Genomic DNA, 22967 nt, shown 5'->3' on the forward strand with positions numbered 1-22967 from the left:
GACACTATCGATGATTGATCCGTCTGTGTTCCAACTCGTCTGTTTTTATGCCTTCGCCGCGGTCACCGTGCTGGCGGCACTGTCTGTGGTCACGCTGCGCAATTCGGTACATGCCGTGTTGGCGCTGGTGTTGACATTCTTTAGCACCGCCTGTCTCTGGATGCTGGCCGAAGCGGAGTTTCTCGCGATTGCACTCATCGTCGTCTACGTCGGCGCGGTGATGGTGCTGTTCTTATTCGTGGTGATGATGCTGGACATCGACCAGGAAAAGTTACGTGAGGGCTTCGTGAAGTATCTGCCGGTCGGCTTGATTGTCGCGGTAGTCATGCTGCTGGAGATGCTGGGGCTGATCGGGGTGCGCATCATGCACGCACACTTGATGGGTGAAAATCCGGCCACTGCGGCAGGGCTTTCCAATACTGCATGGCTTGGTATGGCGCTTTACACGCAATATCTGCTGCCTTTCGAGGTTGCCGCGCTGATTCTGACGGTGGGCGTCATTGCTGCCGTTGCGTTGACTTTGCGTCATCGCGTAGGTGCCCGTAAGCAGCAGGCAAGCGAGCAGGTTGCCGTCAAGGCCAGTGACCGCGTGCGCATCGTCAAAATGGCGGCGGAGCGTCCGGCTGAAAGCCAACCCGCGCCGACGCAGGAGTCCAAGTCATGATTACGCTTTCGCATTACATCGTGCTGGGCGCGATCCTGTTCTGCATTTCGGTGGCGGGCCTGTTCATCAATCGTAAGAACGTGATTGTGCTGTTGATGGCGATCGAATTGATGCTGCTCGCCGTCAACATCAACTTCGTGGCTTTTTCCCGATTTGGTCACGACGTAGCGGGACAGGTCTTCGTTTTCTTCATTCTTACTGTGGCTGCGGCGGAATCCGCGATTGGCCTGGCGATCCTGGTCTTGCTGTTCCGTAATCGCAGCACGGTCAACGTCGCCGAAATCGACAGCATGAAGGGTTGAGTACCATGGAACTTTCTTCCTCCATTCTGTTGACCATTGCGCTGGCTCCGCTCGTCGGATGTCTGCTCGCCGGATTTCTCGGTAAGCAGATCGGTCGAACCGGGGCGCATAGCGTCACGATTCTCGGCTTGCTGATTTCCTGCGGCCTTTCGTTCTATGTGCTGTACCAAATCACCCTTGGCGGGGCGCCGGTCTATAACCACAACATCTACACGTGGTTCGAGATCGGTCATTACAGCGCCAACGTAGGTTTCTTGATCGACCGCCTCACCGCCATGATGATGGTGGTGGTGACCTTTGTGTCGCTGTTGGTGCATGTGTACACCATCGGTTACATGGCCGATGATCCGGGTTACCAGCGTTTCTTCAGCTATATCTCGCTGTTTACCTTCTCGATGTTGATGCTCGTGATGAGCAACAACTTCTTGCAGCTGTTCTTCGGCTGGGAGGCAGTGGGCCTGGTGTCCTATCTGCTGATTGGTTTCTGGTTCAAGCGTCCAACGGCCATCTTCGCCAATCTCAAGGCGTTCCTGGTTAACCGCGTGGGCGACTTTGGCTTTCTGCTGGGCATTGCTGCCATCCTGTATTTCCTGGGGACGCTGGATTACGCGACGGCGTTCTCTTCTGCGCCAACTCTGGTGGGCAAGACGCTGACGGTGACCCAGAACATCCACTGGGACGCCGCCACGGTCATCTGCATCTTGCTGTTTATCGGCGCGATGGGTAAGTCCGCACAGGTCCCGCTGCACGTGTGGCTGCCGGATTCGATGGAAGGCCCGACCCCGATCTCGGCGCTGATCCATGCCGCGACGATGGTGACCGCGGGCATCTTCATGGTGGCGCGCATGTCACCGCTGTACGAGTTGTCGGATACGGCGCTGAGCTTTGTACTGGTGATCGGAGCAACGGGTGCGCTGTTCACCGGCTTGATCGGTATCGTGCAAAATGACATCAAGCGCGTGGTGGCTTATTCGACGCTGTCGCAGCTTGGCTATATGACAGTTGCGCTCGGTGCATCGGCCTACGCAGGTGCCGTGTTCCATCTGATGACGCATGCCTTCTTCAAGGCGCTGCTGTTCCTCGGTGCGGGTTCGGTCATCATCGCCATGCATCACGAACAGGACATGCGCTACATGGGCGGCCTGCGCAAATACATGCCGATCACCTGGATCACGATGTGGGTCGGTTCGCTGGCGCTCTGCGGTGTTCCGTTCTTCTCGGGTTATTACTCGAAGGACGCCATCATCGAAGCTGTGCACGATTCGCATCGTTGGGGTTCCGGCTACGCCTATGTATGCGTGTTGCTAGGCGCCTTCGTGACAGCAACCTATACCTTCCGCCAGATGTATTTAACGTTCCACGGCGAAGAGCGTTTCCGTGTTGAGCATCATCACGATGCGCACGGGCATCACGACGGATCGAATGATGCACATGCCCATCATGATGCTCATGCGGTGACCGACGATCACGCCACGCACAGCGATCATGGTGGTCATGAGCCGGGTGTGCTGGAGCACGCGCCGAAAGAGTCGCCCTGGGTCGTCACGCTGCCACTGATCCTGCTGGCGATTCCGTCGCTGCTGGTAGGTGCAGTTGCCGCCAAGCCCTTGTTGTACGGTGGTTGGTTCGGCAGCGCCATTCATGTGGATGAGGCCCACAATGTGTTGGGTGAAATGGCCAACGATTTCCACGGCTGGCTGTCGACGGGTCTGATTGGCTTTACCCAGCTGCCGTTCTTCTTCGTGCTGGCAGCCTTCATCATCACGACCTACATCTACCTGTTCAATCCGGCGATGGCGGGCAAGATCAAGTCGGCGCTGAAACCGCTGTGGATCATTCTCGACCGTAAGTATTGGGTCGACGATATCTACTTCGCAGTCTTCGCGCGCGGTGGCGTCAAGCTGGGACGCATGTTCTGGAAGGGTGGCGATGCCGCCGTGATCGACGGTGTTCTCATCGATGGTTCGGCCAGTCTGGTTCAGCGCATCGCCGCGGGCGTGCGCCGTATCCAGTCCGGATATCTGTATCACTATGCCTTTGCGATGATTCTCGGCTTGATCCTGCTACTTGGCGGGTACTGGCTGACCGGGCAATAAGGGACCAGCTCCATGTTCAATCATTTGCTCAGCCTGTTGATCTGGCTGCCCATCGCAGGTGCGGTGCCTGTGTTGCTGGCCGGTTCCGGCCGTCCTAACACAGCCCGCTGGCTTGCTTTGCTGATGGCCATCCTGACCTTCGCCGTCAGCCTGTTCCTCATACCGCAGTACAACCCGGACGTGCTCGGTATGCAGTTGGTCGAAAGCCATCTGTGGATCGCATCGCTGAATGTGCACTATGGACTTGGTGTCGACGGTATTTCGGTGGCGTTGATCCTACTGACCACCTTCGTCGGCATCCTGGTGATCGTGGGGGCCTGGGAGGTCATCCAGGACAAGCCGCATCAGTACATGGCTGCCATGCTGGTGCTCGAAGGTCTGATGATCGGCGTGTTTTGCGCCACCGATGCATTGCTCTTCTACGTGTTCTTCGAGGCGATGCTGATACCGATGTTCATCCTGATCGGTATCTGGGGTGGTCCACGTCGTGTTTACGCAACGCTGAAATTCTTCATTTACACGTTCTTTGGTTCGATCTTCATGCTGATCGGACTGATCTATCTATACCTGAAGGCTGGCACCTTTGATTTGCATACGTTGGCGTCTTTGCCGCTCAGCATGACGGAACAGAGCTGGCTCTTTTTTGCGTTCCTGATCGCCTTTGCGGTGAAGGTGCCAATGGTGCCGGTGCACACGTGGTTGCCGGACGCGCACGTTGAAGCGCCTACCGGCGGTTCCGTGGTGCTGGCGGCTGTGATGCTGAAGATCGGTGGCTACGGTTTCCTGCGCTTCAGTCTGCCTATCGTGCCGGACGCGTCGATGCATTTCGCATGGCTGGTCATCCTTCTGAGTCTGATCGCCGTCGTGTACATCGGTTACGTGGCGCTGGTGCAAGAGGACATGAAAAAGCTGGTCGCGTATTCGTCCGTTGCGCATATGGGCTTCGTGACCTTGGGCATTTTTATTGCCTTTATGCTGGCGCGTGAACTTGGCAACACCGATGCCGCGCGTCTTGGCATGCAGGGTGCGATGGTGCAGATGATTTCGCACGGCTTCGTGTCAGGTGCCATGTTCTCGTGCATCGGCGTGCTTTATGACCGCATGCATACTCGCCTGATCAAGGATTACGGTGGCGTCATCAATGTCATGCCGTGGTTCGGCTTCTTCTATGTGCTGTTTGCGATGGCCAACTGCGGTTTGCCAGGCACGAGCGGATTTGTGGGCGAATTCATGGTGATCCTGGCCAGTTTCAGCGCCAATCCATGGATTGCGTTGTTTGCTGCCTTCACCCTTATCATCGGCGCGGCTTACACGCTATGGCTGGTGAAGCGAGTGCTGTGGGGTGAGATTACCAATCCTCACGTTGCAGAAATGAAGGACATCAATGGGCGCGAGGCATTCGTGCTGGCTGCGTTCGCCGCCCTGGTGCTGGCAATCGGTATCTGGCCCGAACCGCTGACACACCTGATGGACAGCTCCGTGGCGCAGCTGGTGCAAGCGCTCGCCATTCATAAGGTCTGATCGAGAGCGACCATGCCGAATATCAACGACATTCTTATCATGCTGCCGGAGTTCTTTCTGGTTGCGGCGGCGTGCGTTCTCTTGTTAGCCGATGCTTTCATGAAGCCAGCCGAGCGAATCTATCTGCACTGGCTCTCGATTGGCGTGCTGGTGGTCACCGGTTTCTTGGTGATGCATTACCAGCCGGACAGCCCTGTGACAGCCTTCCATGGCATGTTCATCCGTGATGGCGTGGCGGAAATCCTCAAGCTGTTCGCCTTGTTATCGACCATTCTGGTGTTTATCTACGGTCGCCCTTACCTGGTCGATCGTAAGCTGTTCGTCGGTGAGTTCTACACGCTGATGATCTTTGCCGTGATCGGCGTAATGCTGCTCGTGTCGGCCGGCAACCTGGTGATGATCTATCTGGGGTTGGAACTACTGACACTTTCCTCTTACGCCCTAGTTGCCCTGAATCGCGATTCCAGTCTTTCTTCGGAAGCGGCGATCAAATACTTCGTATTGGGCGCGCTGTCGTCGGGCATGCTGTTGTATGGCATGTCGATGATCTACGGTGCCACCGGTACGCTGGATCTGGTGCAACTGCACGCGGCGGTGCCGAACAGTACGATGCCGCATTTGCTTATATTCGGCTTGATATTCATGGTGATCGGCGTGGCGTTCAAACTCGGCGCGGCTCCGTTCCATATGTGGATTCCGGATGTGTATGAGGGTTCGCCCACGGCGGTGACGGCGTTTATCGGCTCTGCTTCCAAGCTCGCGGCTTTCGGCATGGCATTCCGTCTGCTTGCCACCGGCATGGGGGATTTCTCGCAACACTGGCAGATAATGCTGGCCGCCCTTGCCGTGCTGTCACTGGCGATCGGCAACATAGTCGCCATTGTGCAGAGCAACCTCAAGCGCCTGCTTGCATATTCCACCATCTCGCACATGGGCTATTTGCTGCTGGGTCTCGTCAACGCAGGACCAGAAGGATATTCGGCGGCGATGTTCTATGCGGTCAGCTATGCGTTGATGTCAACGGCTGCTTTCGGCGTCATGCTTGCCTTGAGCAGAGCCGGCTTTGAATGCGAAAACATCGATGATTTCAAGGGACTCAATCAGCGTGCACCGTGGATGGCGTTCCTGATGATGCTGGCGCTGTTCTCGCTGGCAGGTGTTCCGCCGCTGTTCGGCTTCTTTGCCAAGTTGCTGGTGCTGCAGGCGGCGATTCACGCGGGCATGTTGTGGCTGGCCATTGTTGGTGCGGTATTCGCCATTATCGGGTTGTACTACTACTTGCGCGTGGTCAAGGTGATGTACTTCGACAAGCCCGAAGCGGGCACTGAAGTGCGTGTCCAACCTGATTTCACGCTGCGCCTGGCATTGTCGCTCAATGCATTGGTGCTGCTCGGCCTGGGGCTTTATTGGGGCCCGCTGCTGAGCTGGTGCAAGCAGGCTTTTCTGGGCTGACCACTGGCGGCTCGCATACTTAAGACAGAATTATTAACGTCATAGGCTTGCAAGAATTCGGCCAATTCGCTAATATTCTCGGACTCTGATGCGGGGTGGAGCAGTCTGGCAGCTCGTCGGGCTCATAACCCGAAGGTCGTAGGTTCGAATCCTACCCCCGCTACCATGTTTAGAATGAAAACGGCGCGTTTCTACGGAACGCGCCGTTTTTGTTTGCGTCGGCATGTTTGTTAAGGCGTGCGAAGACATGCAAGACCTGTCTTGCACGCAGCGCTGCATCTCTACCAGACCTAGGCCGCATGCCAAGCATGCATCGTCAAACTCGTGTTGCGTTTCCGGATAGCGCATGCTCGATGCCGGTTGCAGTGAAGCGATGCACTTTTGTTTGCTGACACGGAAGGACGATCGCGCAGTGCATGCGCATAGTCAAACGTTTGTCGTCCGCCAATAACTATCCCGGCAACTTCCCACTCATGCGTAACGCCAAGTGCGCTTTAGCGAGCCGACACTTTGAGCATTGTGCGCGGCTCTTTTTGCCGTTTGGTCCATGGAGGTAGTGGTGCGTGCTGCAGACGCGCGAAATTCCAGCGCGTCGTGGCCAAACGAGGTTCTTCGTGCCTGCTAATCGACTGCACCGGTTTTGTATCAGCAAGTGTGGCAGAACAGGCACAGTCATCTTCTACCGCGCATGATCGTATGCATGGATTGATATTTATCTGATTGATTTATTTGAAAAATAAACTGGATCGAGGGCGTTGGCACGGCATCTGCTGAGACAAGATGCGCATTCACGCCAACTGAGGCCGGGACGACTGGCCTTTGGGCTCCGGCTTCATTTGCCGGATTCACACGACCAAGGGAGTCGATCCATGTCCAGTCATTCATTACGCACAAGTCTCCATCTGCTTGCTGCCGCGTTTGCATTGGCCTTGCCTGGTATTGCGTTGTCTGCCGATCAATCGCTCGACGCGCTTTCACACGATCCCAATCAGTGGGTGATGCCCTCGGGCAGTTATTCTGCACAGCGATACAGTGCTCTCGACCAGATCAATGTCGACAACGTCAAGAACCTCCATGTCGCATGGACGATGTCAACCGGATCCTTGCGTGGCCATGAAGGGCAGCCACTGGTGGTTGACGGCGTGCTGTATGTGGAAAGTTCGTATCCCAATCACGTGTATGCGGTATCGCTGAAGGATCCGGGCAGGATTCTCTGGAACTTCACGCCTGACCAGAACAAGTTCGCGCCTTCGGTAGCGTGTTGCGATGTGGTTAACCGCGGCGTGGCCTACGGCGACGGAAAGATCTTTGCCAACGCGCTGGATGGCGGTCTCTATGCGTTGGACGCCAAGACCGGCAAGGTGATTTGGTCGGCCAAGAATGCCGATCCGATGATGGGTCAAACCCAGACCATGGCTCCGTTGGTGATCAGGGACAAGGTCATCACTGGTGTATCCGGTGCCGAATACGGCGTGCATGGCTACATCACGGCCAATGACATCAAAACCGGCAAGCAACTATGGCGCGCCTACAGCACCGGGCCCGACGACCAGCTCATGTTCAATCCGGAGACCACTATCGATGGTGCCACGGGAAAACCTGTCGGCAAGGATTCCAGCCTGAAGTCCTGGCAGGGCGATCAATGGAAGCTTGGTGGTGGTACCACATGGGGCTGGTATACCTACGATCCGAAACTCAACTTGCTGTATTACGGCACCGGCAATCCGGGCACCTGGAATCCGACGCAGCGTCCTGGCGACAACAAATATTCGATGTCCGTGATTGCACGCGATCCTGATACAGGCGTAGCGAAATGGGTCTTCCAGATGACGCCGCATGATGGATGGGATTACGACGGCGTCAACGAAAATATCCTCACTGACACCAAGATCGATGGGAAAGATATTCCTACCCTTACGCATTTCGACCGCAACGGCTTCGCATATGTATGGGATCGTCGCACCGGTAAATTGCTTGCCGCTCACAAATTCGATCCGATCGTGAATTGGGCGACTGGCATCGACATGAAAACGGGCCGACCTATCGTCAATCCAGCCAAGATGACCAAGGAAGGACTCAACGTCAAAGACATCTGCCCTTCTTCGCAGGGTTCCAAAGACGAGCAGCCTGCTGCATACGACCCGGCCAGTGGACTGTTCATCGTCCCCACCAACCACGTATGCATGGACTATCAAGCCTTCGATGTGAAGTACAAGGCCGGGTTTCCTTATGTTGGCGCGTTGGTAAACATGTATCCCGCCAATCATGGGGATGTAGGCGGCCGGTTTATTGCCTTCGATCCGGTCACCGGCACAACCAAATGGGCCATCAATGATCGCTTCCAGGATTGGTCGGGTGCACTGACCACGAAAGGTGGCATCGCCTTCTACGGCACGCTGACAGGCTGGTTCCGCGCAGTTGACCTGAAGACCGGCAAAGTTCTGTGGCAGTTCAAATGTCCCTCCGGAATCATCGGCAATCCCATTACCTACTCATATAACGGCAAACAGTACGTGGCGATTCTCAGCGGCGTGGGTGGCTGGGCCGCCATCGGCCTGTCCAACAACCTGACCAAGGCGACCGAAGGCCTTGGAGCGGTAGGTGCCACAGCCTCTCTTAGCGATTACACCAATCTTGGTGGTGTGCTGATGGTCTTTGCTCTCGACTGAATGAATCCCGCGACGCTGGCATTTTGTAATGCCGGCGTCGCGCCATCGGTGTTCCCGGCTTGATATGGAGAACCTCATGAAACACGTCGGACTGCTCATCACAAGCGGATCGTTATGGTTGGCGATGGTGGCTGCTGGGATGCCCGCTTTGCAGGCCAGGCCATCGGCCGGTTCAGTGCTAAGGGTATGTGCCGATCCGAATTATCTGCCGTATTCCAATCATGCGGGGCAGGGCTTTGAAAACGATGTCGCTAGTTTCGTGGCCGGAAAACTCGGCGAGAAGCTGGACTATGTTTGGGCTGACTCGCGTGCCCACGGCGGCTTCAGCGAATACCTTGCGCGAAACCTCGATAGCGGCCATTGCGACGTAGTGATGAACATGCCTTACGGGAGCCAGGAGGAGCTGACCACAGACCCTTACTACGTTTCTTCCTACGTATTCGTGTTCAAAAAAAAGCGTGGCTACGATTTGAGCAGCTTGGATTCACCGCAGTTGCGCAAGTTGAAAATCGGTTTCGAATCCGACACTCCGGTGGAGGACGGTCTGCAGTTGCGCGGCATGGTGATCAAGGCCAAAGCGTACGACGTTGGCGGTGACAGTGGCGCATCGCCACGCAGCGTGCTTGAGGACGTGGAGAATGGAACGATCGACGTGATGATCACCTGGCAACCATCCATTGGCGATTACCTGAAGGATTTTCCCGATCTGACAACGGTGACATTGCCCAATACCCGCGTCACAGGTTCGCCAGAAATGTATTCGTTTCCCATGTCGATGGCCGTGCGAAAAGACGACCAGGCTTTAAAGAACAGATTGGATGCCTTGATCAAGGAGCATGACTCTGAACTGCAGTCGATCCTGCGCAGGCATGGCGTAGAGATGGCTGGGGAAAGCGAGAGCCAGGACGGCACCGCCAGTCTGTAACAAGCATGAGTAGGTGTAGTCAACAAGGGAGCTTTCTGAATGCGTCATCTGCCGCCCCGAATCGCGTTTCCCGCGTGTGCGTTTTTTGTATTGATTACCTTTGCAGCCCATGCAGCCAATACCAATCCGCCTCCAGGTGAAGTCAAGGCCAAGGCCAGTGACTGCTTTTCCTGTCATGCGATCGACCACAAGCTGGTCGGTCCGGCATATCAGGACGTGGCGAAGCGCTATGCAGGCCAAGGTAATGCCGTCATCGCTACCTTGGTGCAGAAAATCAAGAAAGGTGGCTCTGGCCATTGGGGAGATATTCCCATGACGCCGCATCCCCAGCTCAGCGATGCCGATATCACCACCATCGTCAAATGGATTCTTTCATTGAAAAGTGATGCCAATACAAGTGGTGTCAGCAAGGTCGCCACTCAGAGTCATCGTTACAAGAGCCTGGACGGCAAGACCGTAACGGTCGACTTTGCGGTCTTCACCAACTCTGGTCAAAAGCAGGTCACCGACAGCGTGTTTCATGGCTACGAGCAATACAACTCCTACTGTTTTCGCTGCCATGGCGGTGATGCTGTAGGCGGTGAGTACGCTCCGGATTTACGCAAATCACTTGGCAACGGCATGACCTATCAGCAGTTCCTGAGTACGGCCATGGCGGGACGCCCAGACAAAGGCATGCCTTCATGGGCAGGTTTCTTTGAGCCCAGCGACATCCAGGCGATCTACGAATACGTCAAAGCACGCCAATTGAATTTAATACCAGAAGGACGGCCACCTTCGGGCTCCAACTAAAACCCATGGATCCGCACCACGGCTCGACATGCGCGGTGACTTGGTGCGGCGACATCGAATTTGACCCGTCTGACCGAGGAGTAGCGTTCATGAAATCGAGAGCTGCCGTTGCCTGGCAAGCAGGCAAGCCACTGACCATCGAGCAGGTTGATGTCGAAGGTCCCAGGAAAGGCGAGGTGTTGGTAAAGATCGTTGCTACCGGTGTGTGCCACACCGACGCCTTCACCTTGTCGGGCAAAGATCCGGAAGGTCTTTTCCCGGTCATTCTCGGGCATGAAGGCGGCGGTATCGTGCAAGAGGTCGGCGAAGGCGTTACATCGGTGAAGCCTGGCGATCACGTTATTCCGCTCTATACGCCGGAGTGTGGCGAGTGCGAGTACTGCCGCTCAGGCAAGACCAATCTGTGTCAGAAAATTCGTATAACGCAGGGTAAAGGACTGATGCCAGACGGGACGACGCGCTTCTCCATCCATGGCAAGCCTATATTGCATTACATGGGGACCAGCACTTTTTCCGAATACACGGTTTTACCGGAAATATCGGTTGCCAATATCAGCAAGCAGGCACCCTTGGATAAGGTCTGCCTGCTCGGTTGCGGCATCACTACAGGCATTGGCGCCGTACTCAACACTGCCAAAGTGCAGCCGGGTTCCACGGTGGCCATTTTCGGCCTTGGCGGTATCGGGTTGTCGGTGGTGCAGGGCGCTGTCATGGCCAAGGCCTCACGCATTTTGTGCATCGACTTGAATCCCGAGAAATTCGAGATGGCGAAAGCGCTCGGAGCGACCGATTTTGTCAACCCAAAGGACTACGGCGATACCCCTATCCAACAGGTCATTATCGACATGACCAACGGCGGCGTTGATTATTCGTTTGAATGTGTCGGCAACGTTCGCCTGATGCGTTGCGCGCTGGAATGCTGCCATAAAGGTTGGGGTGAATCGACGATCATCGGTGTCGCCGGTGCTGGCGAGGAGATTTCCACACGTCCCTTCCAGCTTGTGACCGGTCGTGTGTGGCGCGGCTCGGCATTCGGCGGTGTAAAGGGACGTTCGCAACTGCCGGGCTACGTGGAGCGTTACCTGAAAGGTGAGATCAAGATTGACGAAATGATTACGAAGGTCATGCCTCTCGAGGACATCAATCATGCTTTCGATTTGATGCATGAAGGCAAGGTGATTCGTTCCGTTATCGTGTATTAGACGGGGCACAGGCGCTGCTCGCGTCTCCTTGTGCGATCGCTTGCGTTATTCGGTTCAGTTGGCGAGCTCTTGCGGACGCCTGCCATATCCCGATCATTTGCTACCGGAGGTAAACATGTCCACCATCACCATTCATCCCGCCGTGGATCACGGGGTCAAGAAAGGCAACGCGAATTTCGCCGGCGGGACCCTTACTTGTCTTTGCAAAGATCAGCCAGTGAAAGTCAGGATCGGTGCACAGACTGCACATAACCACGTTTGTGGCTGTAGCAAATGCTGGAAGCCCAAGGGTTCAGTCTTCGCTCAGATCGCCGTCGTGCCGCGCGACAAAGTGACGGTGCTTCAACATGGCGAAAAACTTTCCGTTGTCGATGCGAAGGCGACTATTCAACGTCATGCTTGCAAAGCATGCGGTGCTCACATGTATGGCCGCATCGAGGATACGAATCATCCGTTCCACGGCCTCGATTTTGTGCATACCGAACTCTCTTCTGAAGAAGGATGGTCGGAACCGACATTCGCTGCGTTCGTGTCATCGATCATTGAACAAGGCTACGATCCCAAGAGTATGGATGCCGTGCGTGCACGCTTGAACGAGCTTGGCTTGCCACCGTATGACTGCCTATCGCCAGCCTTGATGGATGCCATGGCGATTCACAGCGCCAAATCAAAGGGGACCCTTTTTAAGGGGTAAGGATGCCTTCGTTGCTTGCTCGCCTGGTGGCGGTAGTTGGTACGTGCTACCGCCTCGTCATGAGCGGAGAATGGACGGTTTGGCGCGCTGGCAGCGGTCTCGGTCCTGAGCAGGTTATATGGGTCTGGCGCTTGCTGGCCCGCACCTATTCGTTTATCGAGATATCGTGCTTGCGCATCTTTCGATACAGTGTGTTGCGACTGACGCCTAATGCGGAAGCAGCGCGACTGATGTTCCAGTGCACTCGTTCGAGTTCGCGCACCAGAGCCTCTCGCTCGGCAACACGCAAGGGAGCTGTCTGCCTCGTGCCTTCCGTGCTGTTGCTTGCGTTGACGTTGGTGTCCGCGACGCCATTTGTGTGAAGTGCGCCAGTGATTTCATGGGGAAGATTGCCTGCGCGAATTTCCCCTTCCGAACAGAGCGCTGCGGCAGTTCTGAGCGTATTCCGTAGTTGGCGGATGTTACCAGGCCAGGAATAGTTCAACAGAAGTTGCATGGCGTCCTCGCTGATCGCGGGCGGCGCTTCGTCAGCATTCTCCTCGGCGAGCAGGGCGACAATCAGCTCACGCTTATCGATACGTTCCCGCAGAGTGGGAAGTTGCAGTGTGATGCCATTGAGGCGGTAATACAGATCTTCTCGAAATTGGCTGTCCTGGACCATTTGCAACAGGTCACGGTGGGTGGCGCTGATGATATGCAGATCGACGGGTACGGCCTGTTCGCTACCGAGAGGCACCACTTCATGCTCCTCAAGTACGCGCAGCAAGCGGGTTTGCATTTGCAGAGGCATGTCACCGATTTCGTCCAGAAACAGTGTGCCCCCGCTGGATTGGCGGATCTTGCCTAGATGGCCTTCGCGTGCGGCATCGGTGAAGGCTCCGCGCGTATAGCCGAACAGCTCGCTTTCGATCAGCGATTCAGGAATCGCCGCGCAATTCACAGCAACAAAGGGCCGGTCAGCCCACGCACTGGCCATATGCAGCGATTTGGCGAAAGCTTCCTTGCCCGTTCCCGTCGCGCCTTGAAGAATGAGGGGAACTTTGCGCGCAAAGAGGTGCCGCCCGCATTGCAAGTTGTGCTGCATGCGCGGATCGATGGCGACATGGTGCCTGGATGGAGCCTGCTGGGCGGGGCGTTGTCGACGGCCCGGTAATCCGGAGGCCATCGCTTGATGTGGGGGTACATGCACACGGGCAAAGAATCGGCGTCCGTAGGCGAGGTCGCGCACCGGCCACAGCACCGCCGCATCACTGATTACGCGACGCTGCAACGTTTCGATGTCGAAGGGAAATACCGACGTCAGTGGCTTGCCTACCAATTGCTTGCGGGACAGACCCAATTGTGCGGAGGCGCTTTCATTCACGGCATGAATGGTGCCCTCGCTGCCGATAGCCATGAGGGCTTCATGTAAAAGGCCTACGAATTCAGGGCGGCTATGGAAACGAAGGATCCAGTGAGTCGCGCATTCGCGCATAAAGCGACAGCGCGAAATCAGATTGGCCGACATAGCTACAAGCGCCATGGTGTGACGTTGGATCAGTCGTGTATCTGTTGCGTTGACAGTGGACGCGTCCAATACAGCCAGGACGTTGCCCTGCGCATCCAGTACCGGTGCGCCGGAGCAGGACAGTCCGGCGTTGAAGCGGCGGAAATGTTCACCGCGATACACCGTCACCGGTCGGCCTTCCACCAGGCAGGTGCCTAGGCCGTTGGTGCCTTCATACAGTTCGCTCCAGATGGCGCCGGTGCGCAATCCGGCTTCACGGAATTCCCGGGTAAGCGTGGGATCGACGATCGCCCCAATAATGACGCTTTCTGCATCGCTCAGGATGACGGCATAACCCGATCCAGCGATCTGCTCATAGAGGTTTTCCATTTCTGCACGTGCCACATTCAGCAGCTCCCCAAACTCCTGTTGGCGTTCGCGCACGGCTTGCGCGTTCAGTACCGGGGTATCGCGCTTGCCGTCCGGGGTAATGCCGTATTCGCTGACACAGCGTTGCCATGATCTGACGACATGCGGGGCAACATCCGATTTGCCCAATCTTTCTCGCAACATGCCTGTGATGTGCGAGGTTGCCGATGTGGCTTGCAGACTGCTTTTCATGCATGGCTCGCTTTGTGTAAAGGGCTGTAAGGCCCGGCCTGCGCCGCGAAATGCCTGCTATCGATATCGTTTCAAGAATGGTCTTCTCGTTATGGGGAAGCAAATTGCAGTGCAACATTGGCACGGTGTGTCACATCGCCTGTGCCAGAACAGCTACACCGTTCACGAAAGCGGGACACCGGACCGCCCAATGACGGCGCCTTGCATTGACTTGGCCATTGGCCTGTCTCTTGCGTGGCGATGGGAAGCGATATAGCGGAAATCGGGGAGTTTCGCGTGAGCAGGCGGAGGTGCGGCCATGGCGGAGGTACGGGTGACACAGCGCTTGGCGAATCCGGCAGAAATCGTATGGGCGCTTGTTGGTGATTTTGGCGGGCTGCATCGCTGGCACCCGCGTGTGGAAGGATTGGATCTTTCCTGGGAGGGACGTATCCGCACGGTGCGTTATGTCGATGGCAGTCGTGCGGTGGAGCGGTTGGAGGCGCGGAATGATGCGTTGCGCCGTTACGTTTATGTAGTGGTGGATGGCAACATCCCCATGCAACGTTGTCGTGCCGTCCTGCAGGTGGAAGGGGAGGGTAAACGCAGCATGGTGATATGGTCGTGCGAATTTGAGCCACAGGACGATGAGGCCAGCATTGTGGCGGCACTGCGCACATTGTACGGAGACGGGTTGTCGGCGCTTGCCTCGGCCTTCGATGGCAAACGTTGAAAGATCATTTGCGGTGATTGGTTGCGTGTTGAAGGATGTCTCTGCATTCAAAATACGAGACGTGCTCCAAACATATAGGTGCGATCAGGACCTGGTTCGAAATAACGGCCATTGCTGTCGTTGACAATGACCGAGCCGATGTAGCGGCGATCGGCGACGTTATCGACGCGCGCAGTGAGATTCAATAACGTGGCTTTGCTGATATGGAAGGCATAGCCGACATCGATACCGATCAATCCGTAACCGGCCGCTTGTTGTGTTGCAGTGTCGTTGACCGTGACCGAGCCCAAGCCCGTGAGATCGATACCTTCTCGCCAGCCTAGCGTCTGGCCGTGCTGCAGTCTGACTGATCCGAAGTTATCCGGTACGCCAGGAATCCGGGTGCCGCTGGGAATCCGGATGTTTGGAACTGGGCAAGGCGTGCTGGTGCAAGTGAAGAATGCGCTGCGAAAACGCGCCTGCATGTGTGTGAAGCCGGCCGTTATTTGCCAATCGTTCGTCAGTGCGCCGGTGAGTGAAAGTTCCAAACCTTGCCTGCGGGTGTCTCCGACGTTTTGGTAGGTAGAACGTCCATTCTCATTGGTGTCGATGGCCAGTTCGTTGCGAGTGTCCGAACGGAATACATCGGCGTCCCATTCAAGTGCAGAAGTTATCTGCCATTTGAAACCGACTTCATAATTCCTGCTGTAGGCCGGGCGCAGATTGAACGCTAGCCCGGGAAGGCCGTCGCTGCGATAGCCGAGTTCGTTGTAACTGGGAGTTTCAAATCCTTTGCCCGCGCTGACATAGAGGCGTGTGTGGGTGGTCGGTCTGAATTGCAGCCCCACGACAGGTGTCGTCGCAGTGTAGTTCACGCCACCGCTGTCATTGGGATTTTGTGGCGTTATGTAGAAATCGTGCTCCGCGAATCGAACGTCTTCATGGCGAGCGCCAAGCAATAGCGACCATGCTTTGGCGAAATGCCAATACCATTGGGCATACTGGTCGACGCTTGTGACGTTGTCGTTCTCATTGCGGCGAAGCGCACCGATTACACCCAGCGTGCCGTCAAGGAAGTTGTTGTAACCAAGGCGACGCTGTCTTTGATAATCACCGCTGGCGCCGAGCACGAATTCGTAGCGCCCGTCGAGGAATTCACCATTGTGGGTCCACCGGGCATCGGTTCCGCCGTAGTTGGTTTGGAGGTCGACAACGCCACCCGATTGCAAAGGATTGCGTTGCACAGCGGCGGGTATGGCCTGGAATTGAAGGACGCTGCGTTGTCCGTAATAGACCATCGCGCGTATATGGTCGTTTTCGTCGAGGGATTGCTCATAGATCGCGCCCCCCTGGTTCTGCTCGATGCTTTTGCGTGTGTTGTATTGCAGGGAAGCTGGACTGGCTTGGCGTGGGTCGGCATCGACTTGTGCGCGAGTCAGCCCCAGTTCGTCTTGAGATACGGGTTGATAAAGCCGGTTGAAAACCAGGGTGAGCTTTTTGCCATCGCCCAGGTCGATGCCGAATTTTGCGTTGTCCGATTCGCGATGTACACGGCTGTGCTGTCGGTATCCGCCGGAAAGGAATTCGGAACCTGCAATGTTGTAATCGACGGGGCCTACTGTGCCGCGCGTGTCGGCGCTGTAGCGGAACGAATCATTGCTGCCGGCGTTTATGCCAAGCGTGGTTTGCGGCTGAGGCGTGCCATCGGCGGTCCAGATTTGCACCACGCCTCCGGCAGCATTGCCGTATAGCACTGAAAAGGGACCGCGCAATATCTCCACTCGGTCGGCGCTATCGAAATTGAAATGTGAGACCTGGCCCTGACCATCCGGCAGCGTGGCCGGAATGCCATCCACGTAAAGACGAATGCTGCGTACACCAAAGGTGGCGCGCGCACCGAAGCCACGAATGGAGATCTGCTCGTCCTGAGCGTAATTCTGTCGGTCTCGTGCAAGGATGCCGGGCACGCCGACGAGTGATTCAGACAGGTTTACTCCAGGAGTTCCAGCGTTGGCAGGCGCAACCTTGACCACGCTGACCGCGGCGGGAACATCAAATGCCGGCACGTCCAGGCGGGTGGCGCTGACCTTGAGAGCGGGCAAGGTCTTCGCTCGGCTGGAAGGCGCTTGCCCAGTGGGTTGAGAAGGGGGTTGTTGAGCATCCGCTGCCCTCTGAAAGCCCAGGGCGCAGCTGGCCAGGAGCGCAAGGCGGAAAGAAAGGAGTGTCGTCATGTCACTTGCCTCTGGACGGTCGTCGGCGGATGTCCTTCCCTGGCATTTACTGCCCTGCCGAGATTGCGGGACGCAGAATCGTTCAGCAAGTCGCATGCCAGGACGACGGTCACGTATCTGGAGTTTCCGGATGACATTGGCGATGAATAGGCAAGCTACGCCATTGCCCTAAAAAAACGGCCGAATGTGTGAAATCTCCGTTGACACCTTAGTTATTGCGCCAACGTAGACGCGGGCCCTATAATCCCCGAACTCTGAGCGAGGGAGAGGAACGCGAAAGGGCTTCATGAACAGGCCTGGATCGCGCCCCCGCTACCGGATCTTTCTTGGACAAGAAAGCCTCCTCGCGAGGCTTTTTTGTTGGGCGCATGGGATGCGGGCGGCCTTCACCGGGCTTCACGAGCCTGACGGGTTCGAGGAAAGAGCCGGAAGGGTCGAGACATCGGCAAGGTAAGGGAATGGGCCGTTTGAGCCCATTTTTTGTTTCTGGCAATGGTAGACGCGAGATTTGGATACACAAGCGCTGGCACGACGCTTCACCGAGGTACTGGCTGATCTTCAGCTGGAATGCATTGGTGTGGAATTCACCCCCTCGCAGGGGCAAAGCACCTTGCGTGTGTATCTGGATACCGAAGGCCGCGAGGTCAATCTCGATGATTGCGAGGCAGCCAGCCGTGAACTATCGGCCTTGCTCGATGTTGAAGATCCGATTCCCGGCCATTACCTGTTGGAAGTCTCTTCCCCGGGTATCGATCGGCCGCTATTTACAGCCGAGCAGTTCGCCAAGTTCACCGGGCAGGAAGTCAAGGTGCTGCTAAAGGCTCCGCTGGAGGGCCGTCGTCGGCTGCGTGGCAAGGTTGTGTCGGTGGATGGCAGCCAGATCGCCATGGAAGCCGAAGGTAAAGTGTTTCAATTCGGGCACGAGGCAGTGGAAAGCGCGCGTATCGTGCCGGACTGGGCAGCGCTCGGTTATGTGCCGCAGCCCAAACCCGGTGGTCGCAAGCCGGGCAAGAAAAAAGAGTCGAAATAATCAATCTGTCGATGGAACGCCCAGATGGCGTTCACGGAGTGGTTGCAATGAGCAAAGAGCTTTTGCTGGTCGTTGATGCGGTTGCTAATGAAAAAGGCGTGTCGCGTGACGTGATCTTCCTGGCAATGGAAGCGGCGTTGGCATCCGCTGCAAAAAAACGTTATCCGGATGAGGATCCGGATATCCGCGTCGCTATCGATCGCAACTCGGGCGATTACGAGACGTTCCGTCGTTGGGAAGTCATTGCCGACGACGGTGAAATGGAATCCCCATTCCGCCAGCTGCGTCTGATGGATGCGGTGGAAGAGCGTTCCGATGCTCTGGTGGGAGAATTCATCGAACAGCAGATTGAAAATGCCGAATTTGGGCGTATTGCTGCGCAGGCGGCAAAACAGGTGATCGTGCAGCGTGTGCGCGAAGCTGAGCGCCAGCAGGTAGTGGACGCCTTCAAGGATCGCGTCGGCGAACTGGTCACCGGCATCGTCAAGCGCGTCGAACGCGGGAACATCTATCTCGATCTTGGCGGGAATGCCGAAGCCTTCATTCCGCGCGACAAGACCATTCCGCGCGAATCGCATCGTGTCGGCGACCGTGTACGCGGTTATTTGCAGGAAGTACGCTCGGAAGCGCGCGGCCCGCAACTATTCGTATCGCGCGCTGCGCCGGAATTCATGATCGAACTGTTCAAGCTTGAGGTGCCTGAAGTCGGTCAGGGCTTGGTGGAGATCAAGGGTTGCGCCCGCGACCCGGGCGATCGCGCAAAGATTGCTGTAGTCGCGCATGACAACCGTACCGATCCTATCGGCGCATGCATCGGCATGCGCGGTTCGCGCGTGCAGGCGGTGTCAAACGAGCTCAACGGTGAGCGCGTGGACATCATTCTGTGGCATGAAAATCAAGCGCAATATGTGATCAACGCCATGGCGCCGGCTGAAGTGCAGTCCATCATCATGGATGAGGACAAGCACTCGATGGATATCGCGGTAGCCGAGGACAAGCTCTCCCAGGCAATCGGCCGCGGCGGTCAGAACGTACGCTTGGCCAGCAAGCTCACTGGCTGGCAGCTCAATGTGATGACGCAGGACCAGGTCGCCGCCAAGAGTGAAGCGGAACAGGACGCGGCCCGCCAGTTGTTCATGGACAGGCTGGAAGTGGATCAGGAGATCGCCAATATCCTCGTGCAGGAAGGTTTCTCCAGCGTCGAGGAAATCGCGTATGTGCCAAGTGCCGAGCTGCTCGCTATCGAGGGTTTCGACGAGGACATCGTGGAAGAGCTCCGCGCCCGCGCGCGCGACTCGCTGTTGACCGAAGCGTTGGCGGTAGAGGAAAACCTGGACGAACATCAGCCTTCGAACGAACTACTTGAGCTGGAAGGCATGGATGAATCGACCGCGTATGCGCTCGCAGAGCGCGGCGTCGTCAGCTTGGATGATTTGGCCGATCAGGCCGTGGATGACCTCATTGATATCGAAGGCATGGATGAGGATCGTGCCGCGGCACTCATCATGGCGGCGCGTGCGCCGATGATTGCGCGGCTGGAGAAGGGCGGCTAACCGCGGGCGGCAGCGTCCCGGATGGGCGCGCCGGAGACTTTTGGGGTCTCCACCAAGGACGGAGGTGGCCGTGCGAGATAGCGATCTTGTACGGACGATAAGCGCGGGAACGGCGGAGAAAGAATCACGATGTCGGACGTCACAATTAAACAACTCGCCCAGGTTCTGGGTATGCCTGTCGACAAGCTGCTTGCTCAGCTTGGCGAGGCAGGCATGAAATTCTCCGATCCGGAGCAAGTCATCAGCAGCACTGAAAAAGTGAAACTGCTGGGCTTTTTGCGCCGCACCCACGGTAAAGCAGACGCTGCCGTGGAAACCGAGGACTCCTCACCGCGGCAAATTACGCTGAAACGCCGCAAGATCAGTGAGCTCAAGGTCTCCACACCAGGTGGTCGCGGTGCATCCAGTGCCAAGACCGTCAATGTGGAGGTGCGCGCCAAGCGGACCTATGTCAAGCGCAGCGTGATTGCCGAGGAAGCGAACGCGGATACGGAGCGCGAGGAAGCTTTGCGCCGGCTGCAGGAGTCCCAGCAGCAGCGTGAGCAGGAAGAACAGGAACGCGTTGAAGCCGAGCACCGGCGGCAGGAAGAAGTGCGCCAGCGTGCCGAGGAAGAAGCTCGTCGGCAAGCGGAGGTGGAACGCGCCCGGCTGGAGGCCCAAGCTGCCGCGGAAGCGCGGGTCGCGGAGGAGCGAGCGAAAGCCGCAGAGGCTAGGCGTACGCCAGAGCAGGAGCCCAAGCCGGAGTCTATCGAGCCGGAACCTGCACAGCAGGAGGAAAAGGTGGTTACAGCGGAGCCTTCGTCAGCGGAGCCTGCGTCGGTACAACGCATTGACCAGCATTCGCTGGGCATGATCTTGCCCCGCATTCACGAGCCCCGTAAACGCGAAAAGAAACCGGTGGCAGTAGCACCCGCCCCGGCGGCTCCAGCGCCTGCCCCTGCGCCGGCAGCTGCCGCTGGGGACAGCGCGCGTGGTGGCAAATCGCGCCATAATTTCCGGGACCAGGACGAGATTGCGAGCGGCAAACGTTTCGCAGCAGGCGAATTGCATTTGTCAGAGGCTGATCGCGCCCGTCGCTCCACCAAGCGCGGCAAGGGCGGCAAAGCTGCTGTGCGCGAAACCACGCGAGGTGGTTCGCCGGCGGCGACCGGAACGCATGGTTTCTCGCGTCCGACCGCGCCGGTAGTGCGAGAGGTCGTCGTGGGCGATGCCAACGTAGTGGCCGAGCTTGCACAGAAGATGGCGGTCAAAGGATCCGAGGTTGTCAAAGCCCTGTTCAAGATGGGCGTGATGGCAACCATCAACCAGACAATCGATCACGACACTGCTGTGCTGGTGGTCGAGGAACTGGGCCATAAGCCCATTGAGGCCAGCGATCAGGGTGCGGAAGCCGCACTGGCGGCGCACACGCAGAGCGCCGAGCTGGAGGGCGAGCGTGAGCCACGTCCGCCGGTGGTCACGATCATGGGCCACGTCGATCACGGCAAGACGTCGCTGCTCGATTACATCCGCCGTACCAAGGTGGCGGCTGGCGAGGCGGGCGGCATTACTCAGCATATCGGCGCATATCACGTGACCACGCCGAAGGGCGTGATTACCTTTCTGGATACGCCCGGCCATGCTGCATTTACTGCGATGCGTGCACGCGGCGCGCAGTCCACGGACATCGTGGTGCTGGTGGTCGCCGCGGACGATGGCGTGATGCCGCAAACCCAGGAAGCCGTGCAACATGCGCGCGCCGCTAAGGTTCCGCTGATCGTCGCGATCAACAAAATGGACAAGTCCGACGCCAATCCTGACCACGTCAAGCAAGGGCTCGGCAACCTCGAAGTGATCCCGGAAGAGTGGGGTGGCGACACTCCGTTCATACCGGTGTCGGCCAAGACCGGCATGGGCGTGGACGCTCTACTCGACGCCATTTCGGTGCAGGCTGAAATCATGGAGCTGACAGCGGTCAAGGATGGTCCGGCCTCGGGCGTAGTGATCGAGTCGAGCCTTGATCGCGGTCGCGGTCCGGTGGCAACCGTGTTGGTGCAGCAAGGTACGCTCAAGCGCGGCGACTTCGTGGTGTGCGGTATCGAATACGGCCGCATGCGCGCGCTGATCGACGAGACCGGCCACACCGTGCAAGAGGCCGGTCCTTCGATTCCCGTGCAAGTACTGGGCCTGTCCGGTGTACCGGAGGCGGGCGACGATTTTGTGGCTGTGGCCGATGAACGCTTGGCGCGTGAAGTCGCGGCAGAGCGCCAGCTGAAGCGGCGCGAGACCCGCATGGTGAGCAAGGCCAATCGCCTGGAAGACATCATGGCGCAGATGGGCCAGGCCACCGAGCAGCAGACGCTCAACATCCTGGTCAAAGCCGATGTGCAGGGTTCCGTACAGGCCTTGCGCGACTCGCTCAGCCAGATCGGCAATGAAAACGTGAAGGTGAACGTGATCGCAGCCGGCGTCGGTGGTATCACAGAATCCGACGCTACGCTGGCAGCGGCGTCCAAGGCGCTGGTTATCGGCTTCAACGTGCGTGCTGACGCTTCGGCGCGCAAGGTGATCGATACGGCCGGTCTGGACGTCCGCTATTTCTCGATCATCTATGACGTGATCGATCAGGTGAAACAGGCGGCATCGGGTCTGCTCGGCGTGGAAGTGCGCGAGGAAATCATCGGTGTTGCCCAGGTGCGCGATGTGTTCCGCAGTTCCAAGTTCGGTGCCGTGGCCGGCTGCATGGTGGTCGAGGGCTCGGTCAAGCGCAATAAACCGATTCGTGTGCTGCGCAACAACACAGTGATCTTCCAGGGTGAATTGGAATCGTTGCGCCGGTTCAAGGATCTGGTAGACGAGGTTCGTTCGGGCATGGAGTGTGGTATTGCCGTGAAACAGTACAACGATGTGAAGGTAGGCGATCAGATCGAGTGCTTCGAGCGCATTGAAGTCGCACGCACGCTGTAAGTTTGCATCTCTTGGATGAGAGTCAATCTGATTTCAATGCATGATTGACCCTCGGCCGTTTTCCGGCGTGTACCGGGAAACGGCTGAATGCA

16 protein-coding genes and 1 tRNA gene are annotated in these 22967 nt (G+C 57.2%); 15 read left to right on the plus strand and 2 right to left on the minus strand.

Annotation, left to right across the window (positions count from 1 at the left end):
- The first annotated feature begins 10 nt into the window (after window positions 1–10).
- The 11 genes from AC4HNJ_RS02350 to gfa all read left to right on the plus strand — a co-directional run bounded on the left by AC4HNJ_RS02350 (window position 11) and on the right by gfa (window position 12317).
- Entirely contained in the window at window positions 11–664 is a 654-nt protein-coding gene (locus AC4HNJ_RS02350) for an NADH-quinone oxidoreductase subunit J (protein ID WP_490477906.1), read from the plus strand.
- Window positions 661–966, plus strand: coding sequence for an NADH-quinone oxidoreductase subunit NuoK (gene nuoK, locus AC4HNJ_RS02355; protein ID WP_325364855.1), 306 nt, complete (start codon window positions 661–663; stop codon window positions 964–966). Before AC4HNJ_RS02350 ends, nuoK begins: the two co-directional genes overlap by 4 nt.
- A gap of 5 nt (window positions 967–971) precedes the next feature.
- Entirely contained in the window at window positions 972–3062 is a 2091-nt protein-coding gene (gene nuoL, locus AC4HNJ_RS02360) for an NADH-quinone oxidoreductase subunit L (protein ID WP_490477907.1), read from the plus strand.
- A gap of 12 nt (window positions 3063–3074) precedes the next feature.
- On the plus strand, window positions 3075–4583 hold the full coding sequence (locus tag AC4HNJ_RS02365; RefSeq protein WP_490477908.1) for an NADH-quinone oxidoreductase subunit M: 1509 nt from the start codon (window positions 3075–3077) through the stop codon (window positions 4581–4583).
- 12 nt (window positions 4584–4595) lie between these two features.
- Window positions 4596–6035 carry an NADH-quinone oxidoreductase subunit NuoN gene (gene nuoN / locus AC4HNJ_RS02370; RefSeq protein WP_490477909.1) on the plus strand — a complete coding sequence of 480 codons (1440 nt, stop codon included), beginning with the start codon at window positions 4596–4598 and terminating at the stop codon, window positions 6033–6035.
- A gap of 89 nt (window positions 6036–6124) precedes the next feature.
- Window positions 6125–6201, plus strand: a tRNA-Met gene (locus tag AC4HNJ_RS02375).
- Between the two features lie 703 nt (window positions 6202–6904).
- A complete protein-coding gene (locus AC4HNJ_RS02380; protein WP_490477910.1) occupies window positions 6905–8704 on the plus strand; it encodes a methanol/ethanol family PQQ-dependent dehydrogenase in 1800 nt (599 codons plus the stop codon).
- A gap of 76 nt (window positions 8705–8780) precedes the next feature.
- Window positions 8781–9629, plus strand: a complete 849-nt coding sequence (locus AC4HNJ_RS02385; protein ID WP_490477911.1) for a transporter substrate-binding domain-containing protein — start codon at window positions 8781–8783, stop codon at window positions 9627–9629.
- A 39-nt stretch (window positions 9630–9668) separates the two neighbouring features.
- Window positions 9669–10421 (plus strand): c-type cytochrome, encoded by a 753-nt coding sequence (locus AC4HNJ_RS02390; protein WP_490477912.1) that lies wholly within the window; start codon window positions 9669–9671, stop codon window positions 10419–10421.
- Between the two features lie 89 nt (window positions 10422–10510).
- Window positions 10511–11623: an S-(hydroxymethyl)glutathione dehydrogenase/class III alcohol dehydrogenase gene (locus tag AC4HNJ_RS02395; RefSeq protein WP_490477913.1), complete on the plus strand. Its 1113-nt coding sequence runs from the start codon at window positions 10511–10513 to the stop codon at window positions 11621–11623.
- A gap of 115 nt (window positions 11624–11738) precedes the next feature.
- Window positions 11739–12317, plus strand: a complete 579-nt coding sequence (gene gfa / locus AC4HNJ_RS02400) for an S-(hydroxymethyl)glutathione synthase (RefSeq protein WP_490477914.1) — start codon at window positions 11739–11741, stop codon at window positions 12315–12317.
- Between the two features lie 145 nt (window positions 12318–12462).
- On the opposite strand, the gene AC4HNJ_RS02405 is transcribed toward gfa, so the two are convergent.
- Window positions 12463–14424 (minus strand): sigma-54-dependent Fis family transcriptional regulator, encoded by a 1962-nt coding sequence (locus AC4HNJ_RS02405; protein WP_490477915.1) that lies wholly within the window; start codon window positions 14422–14424, stop codon window positions 12463–12465.
- A 298-nt stretch (window positions 14425–14722) separates the two neighbouring features.
- On the opposite strand from AC4HNJ_RS02405, the gene AC4HNJ_RS02410 reads away from it, so the two are divergent.
- Window positions 14723–15136, plus strand: coding sequence for an SRPBCC family protein (locus AC4HNJ_RS02410; protein WP_490477916.1), 414 nt, complete (start codon window positions 14723–14725; stop codon window positions 15134–15136).
- Window positions 15137–15183: 47 nt separating this feature from the next.
- Here AC4HNJ_RS02410 and AC4HNJ_RS02415 read toward each other — a convergent pair whose 3' ends face one another.
- On the minus strand, window positions 15184–17346 hold the full coding sequence (locus AC4HNJ_RS02415) for a TonB-dependent receptor family protein (RefSeq protein WP_490477917.1): 2163 nt from the start codon (window positions 17344–17346) through the stop codon (window positions 15184–15186).
- Between the two features lie 508 nt (window positions 17347–17854).
- On the opposite strand from AC4HNJ_RS02415, the gene rimP reads away from it, so the two are divergent.
- From rimP to infB, 3 genes are all read left to right on the plus strand, one after another.
- A complete protein-coding gene (gene rimP / locus AC4HNJ_RS02420; protein WP_490477918.1) occupies window positions 17855–18376 on the plus strand; it encodes a ribosome maturation factor RimP in 522 nt (173 codons plus the stop codon).
- Between the two features lie 47 nt (window positions 18377–18423).
- Window positions 18424–19929, plus strand: coding sequence for a transcription termination factor NusA (nusA, locus tag AC4HNJ_RS02425; RefSeq protein ID WP_490477919.1), 1506 nt, complete (start codon window positions 18424–18426; stop codon window positions 19927–19929).
- Between the two features lie 129 nt (window positions 19930–20058).
- Window positions 20059–22875, plus strand: coding sequence for a translation initiation factor IF-2 (infB, locus tag AC4HNJ_RS02430; RefSeq protein WP_490477920.1), 2817 nt, complete (start codon window positions 20059–20061; stop codon window positions 22873–22875).
- Window positions 22876–22967 lie beyond the last annotated feature (92 nt).

The organism is Dyella sp. SYSU CM1112, assembly GCF_058216415.1.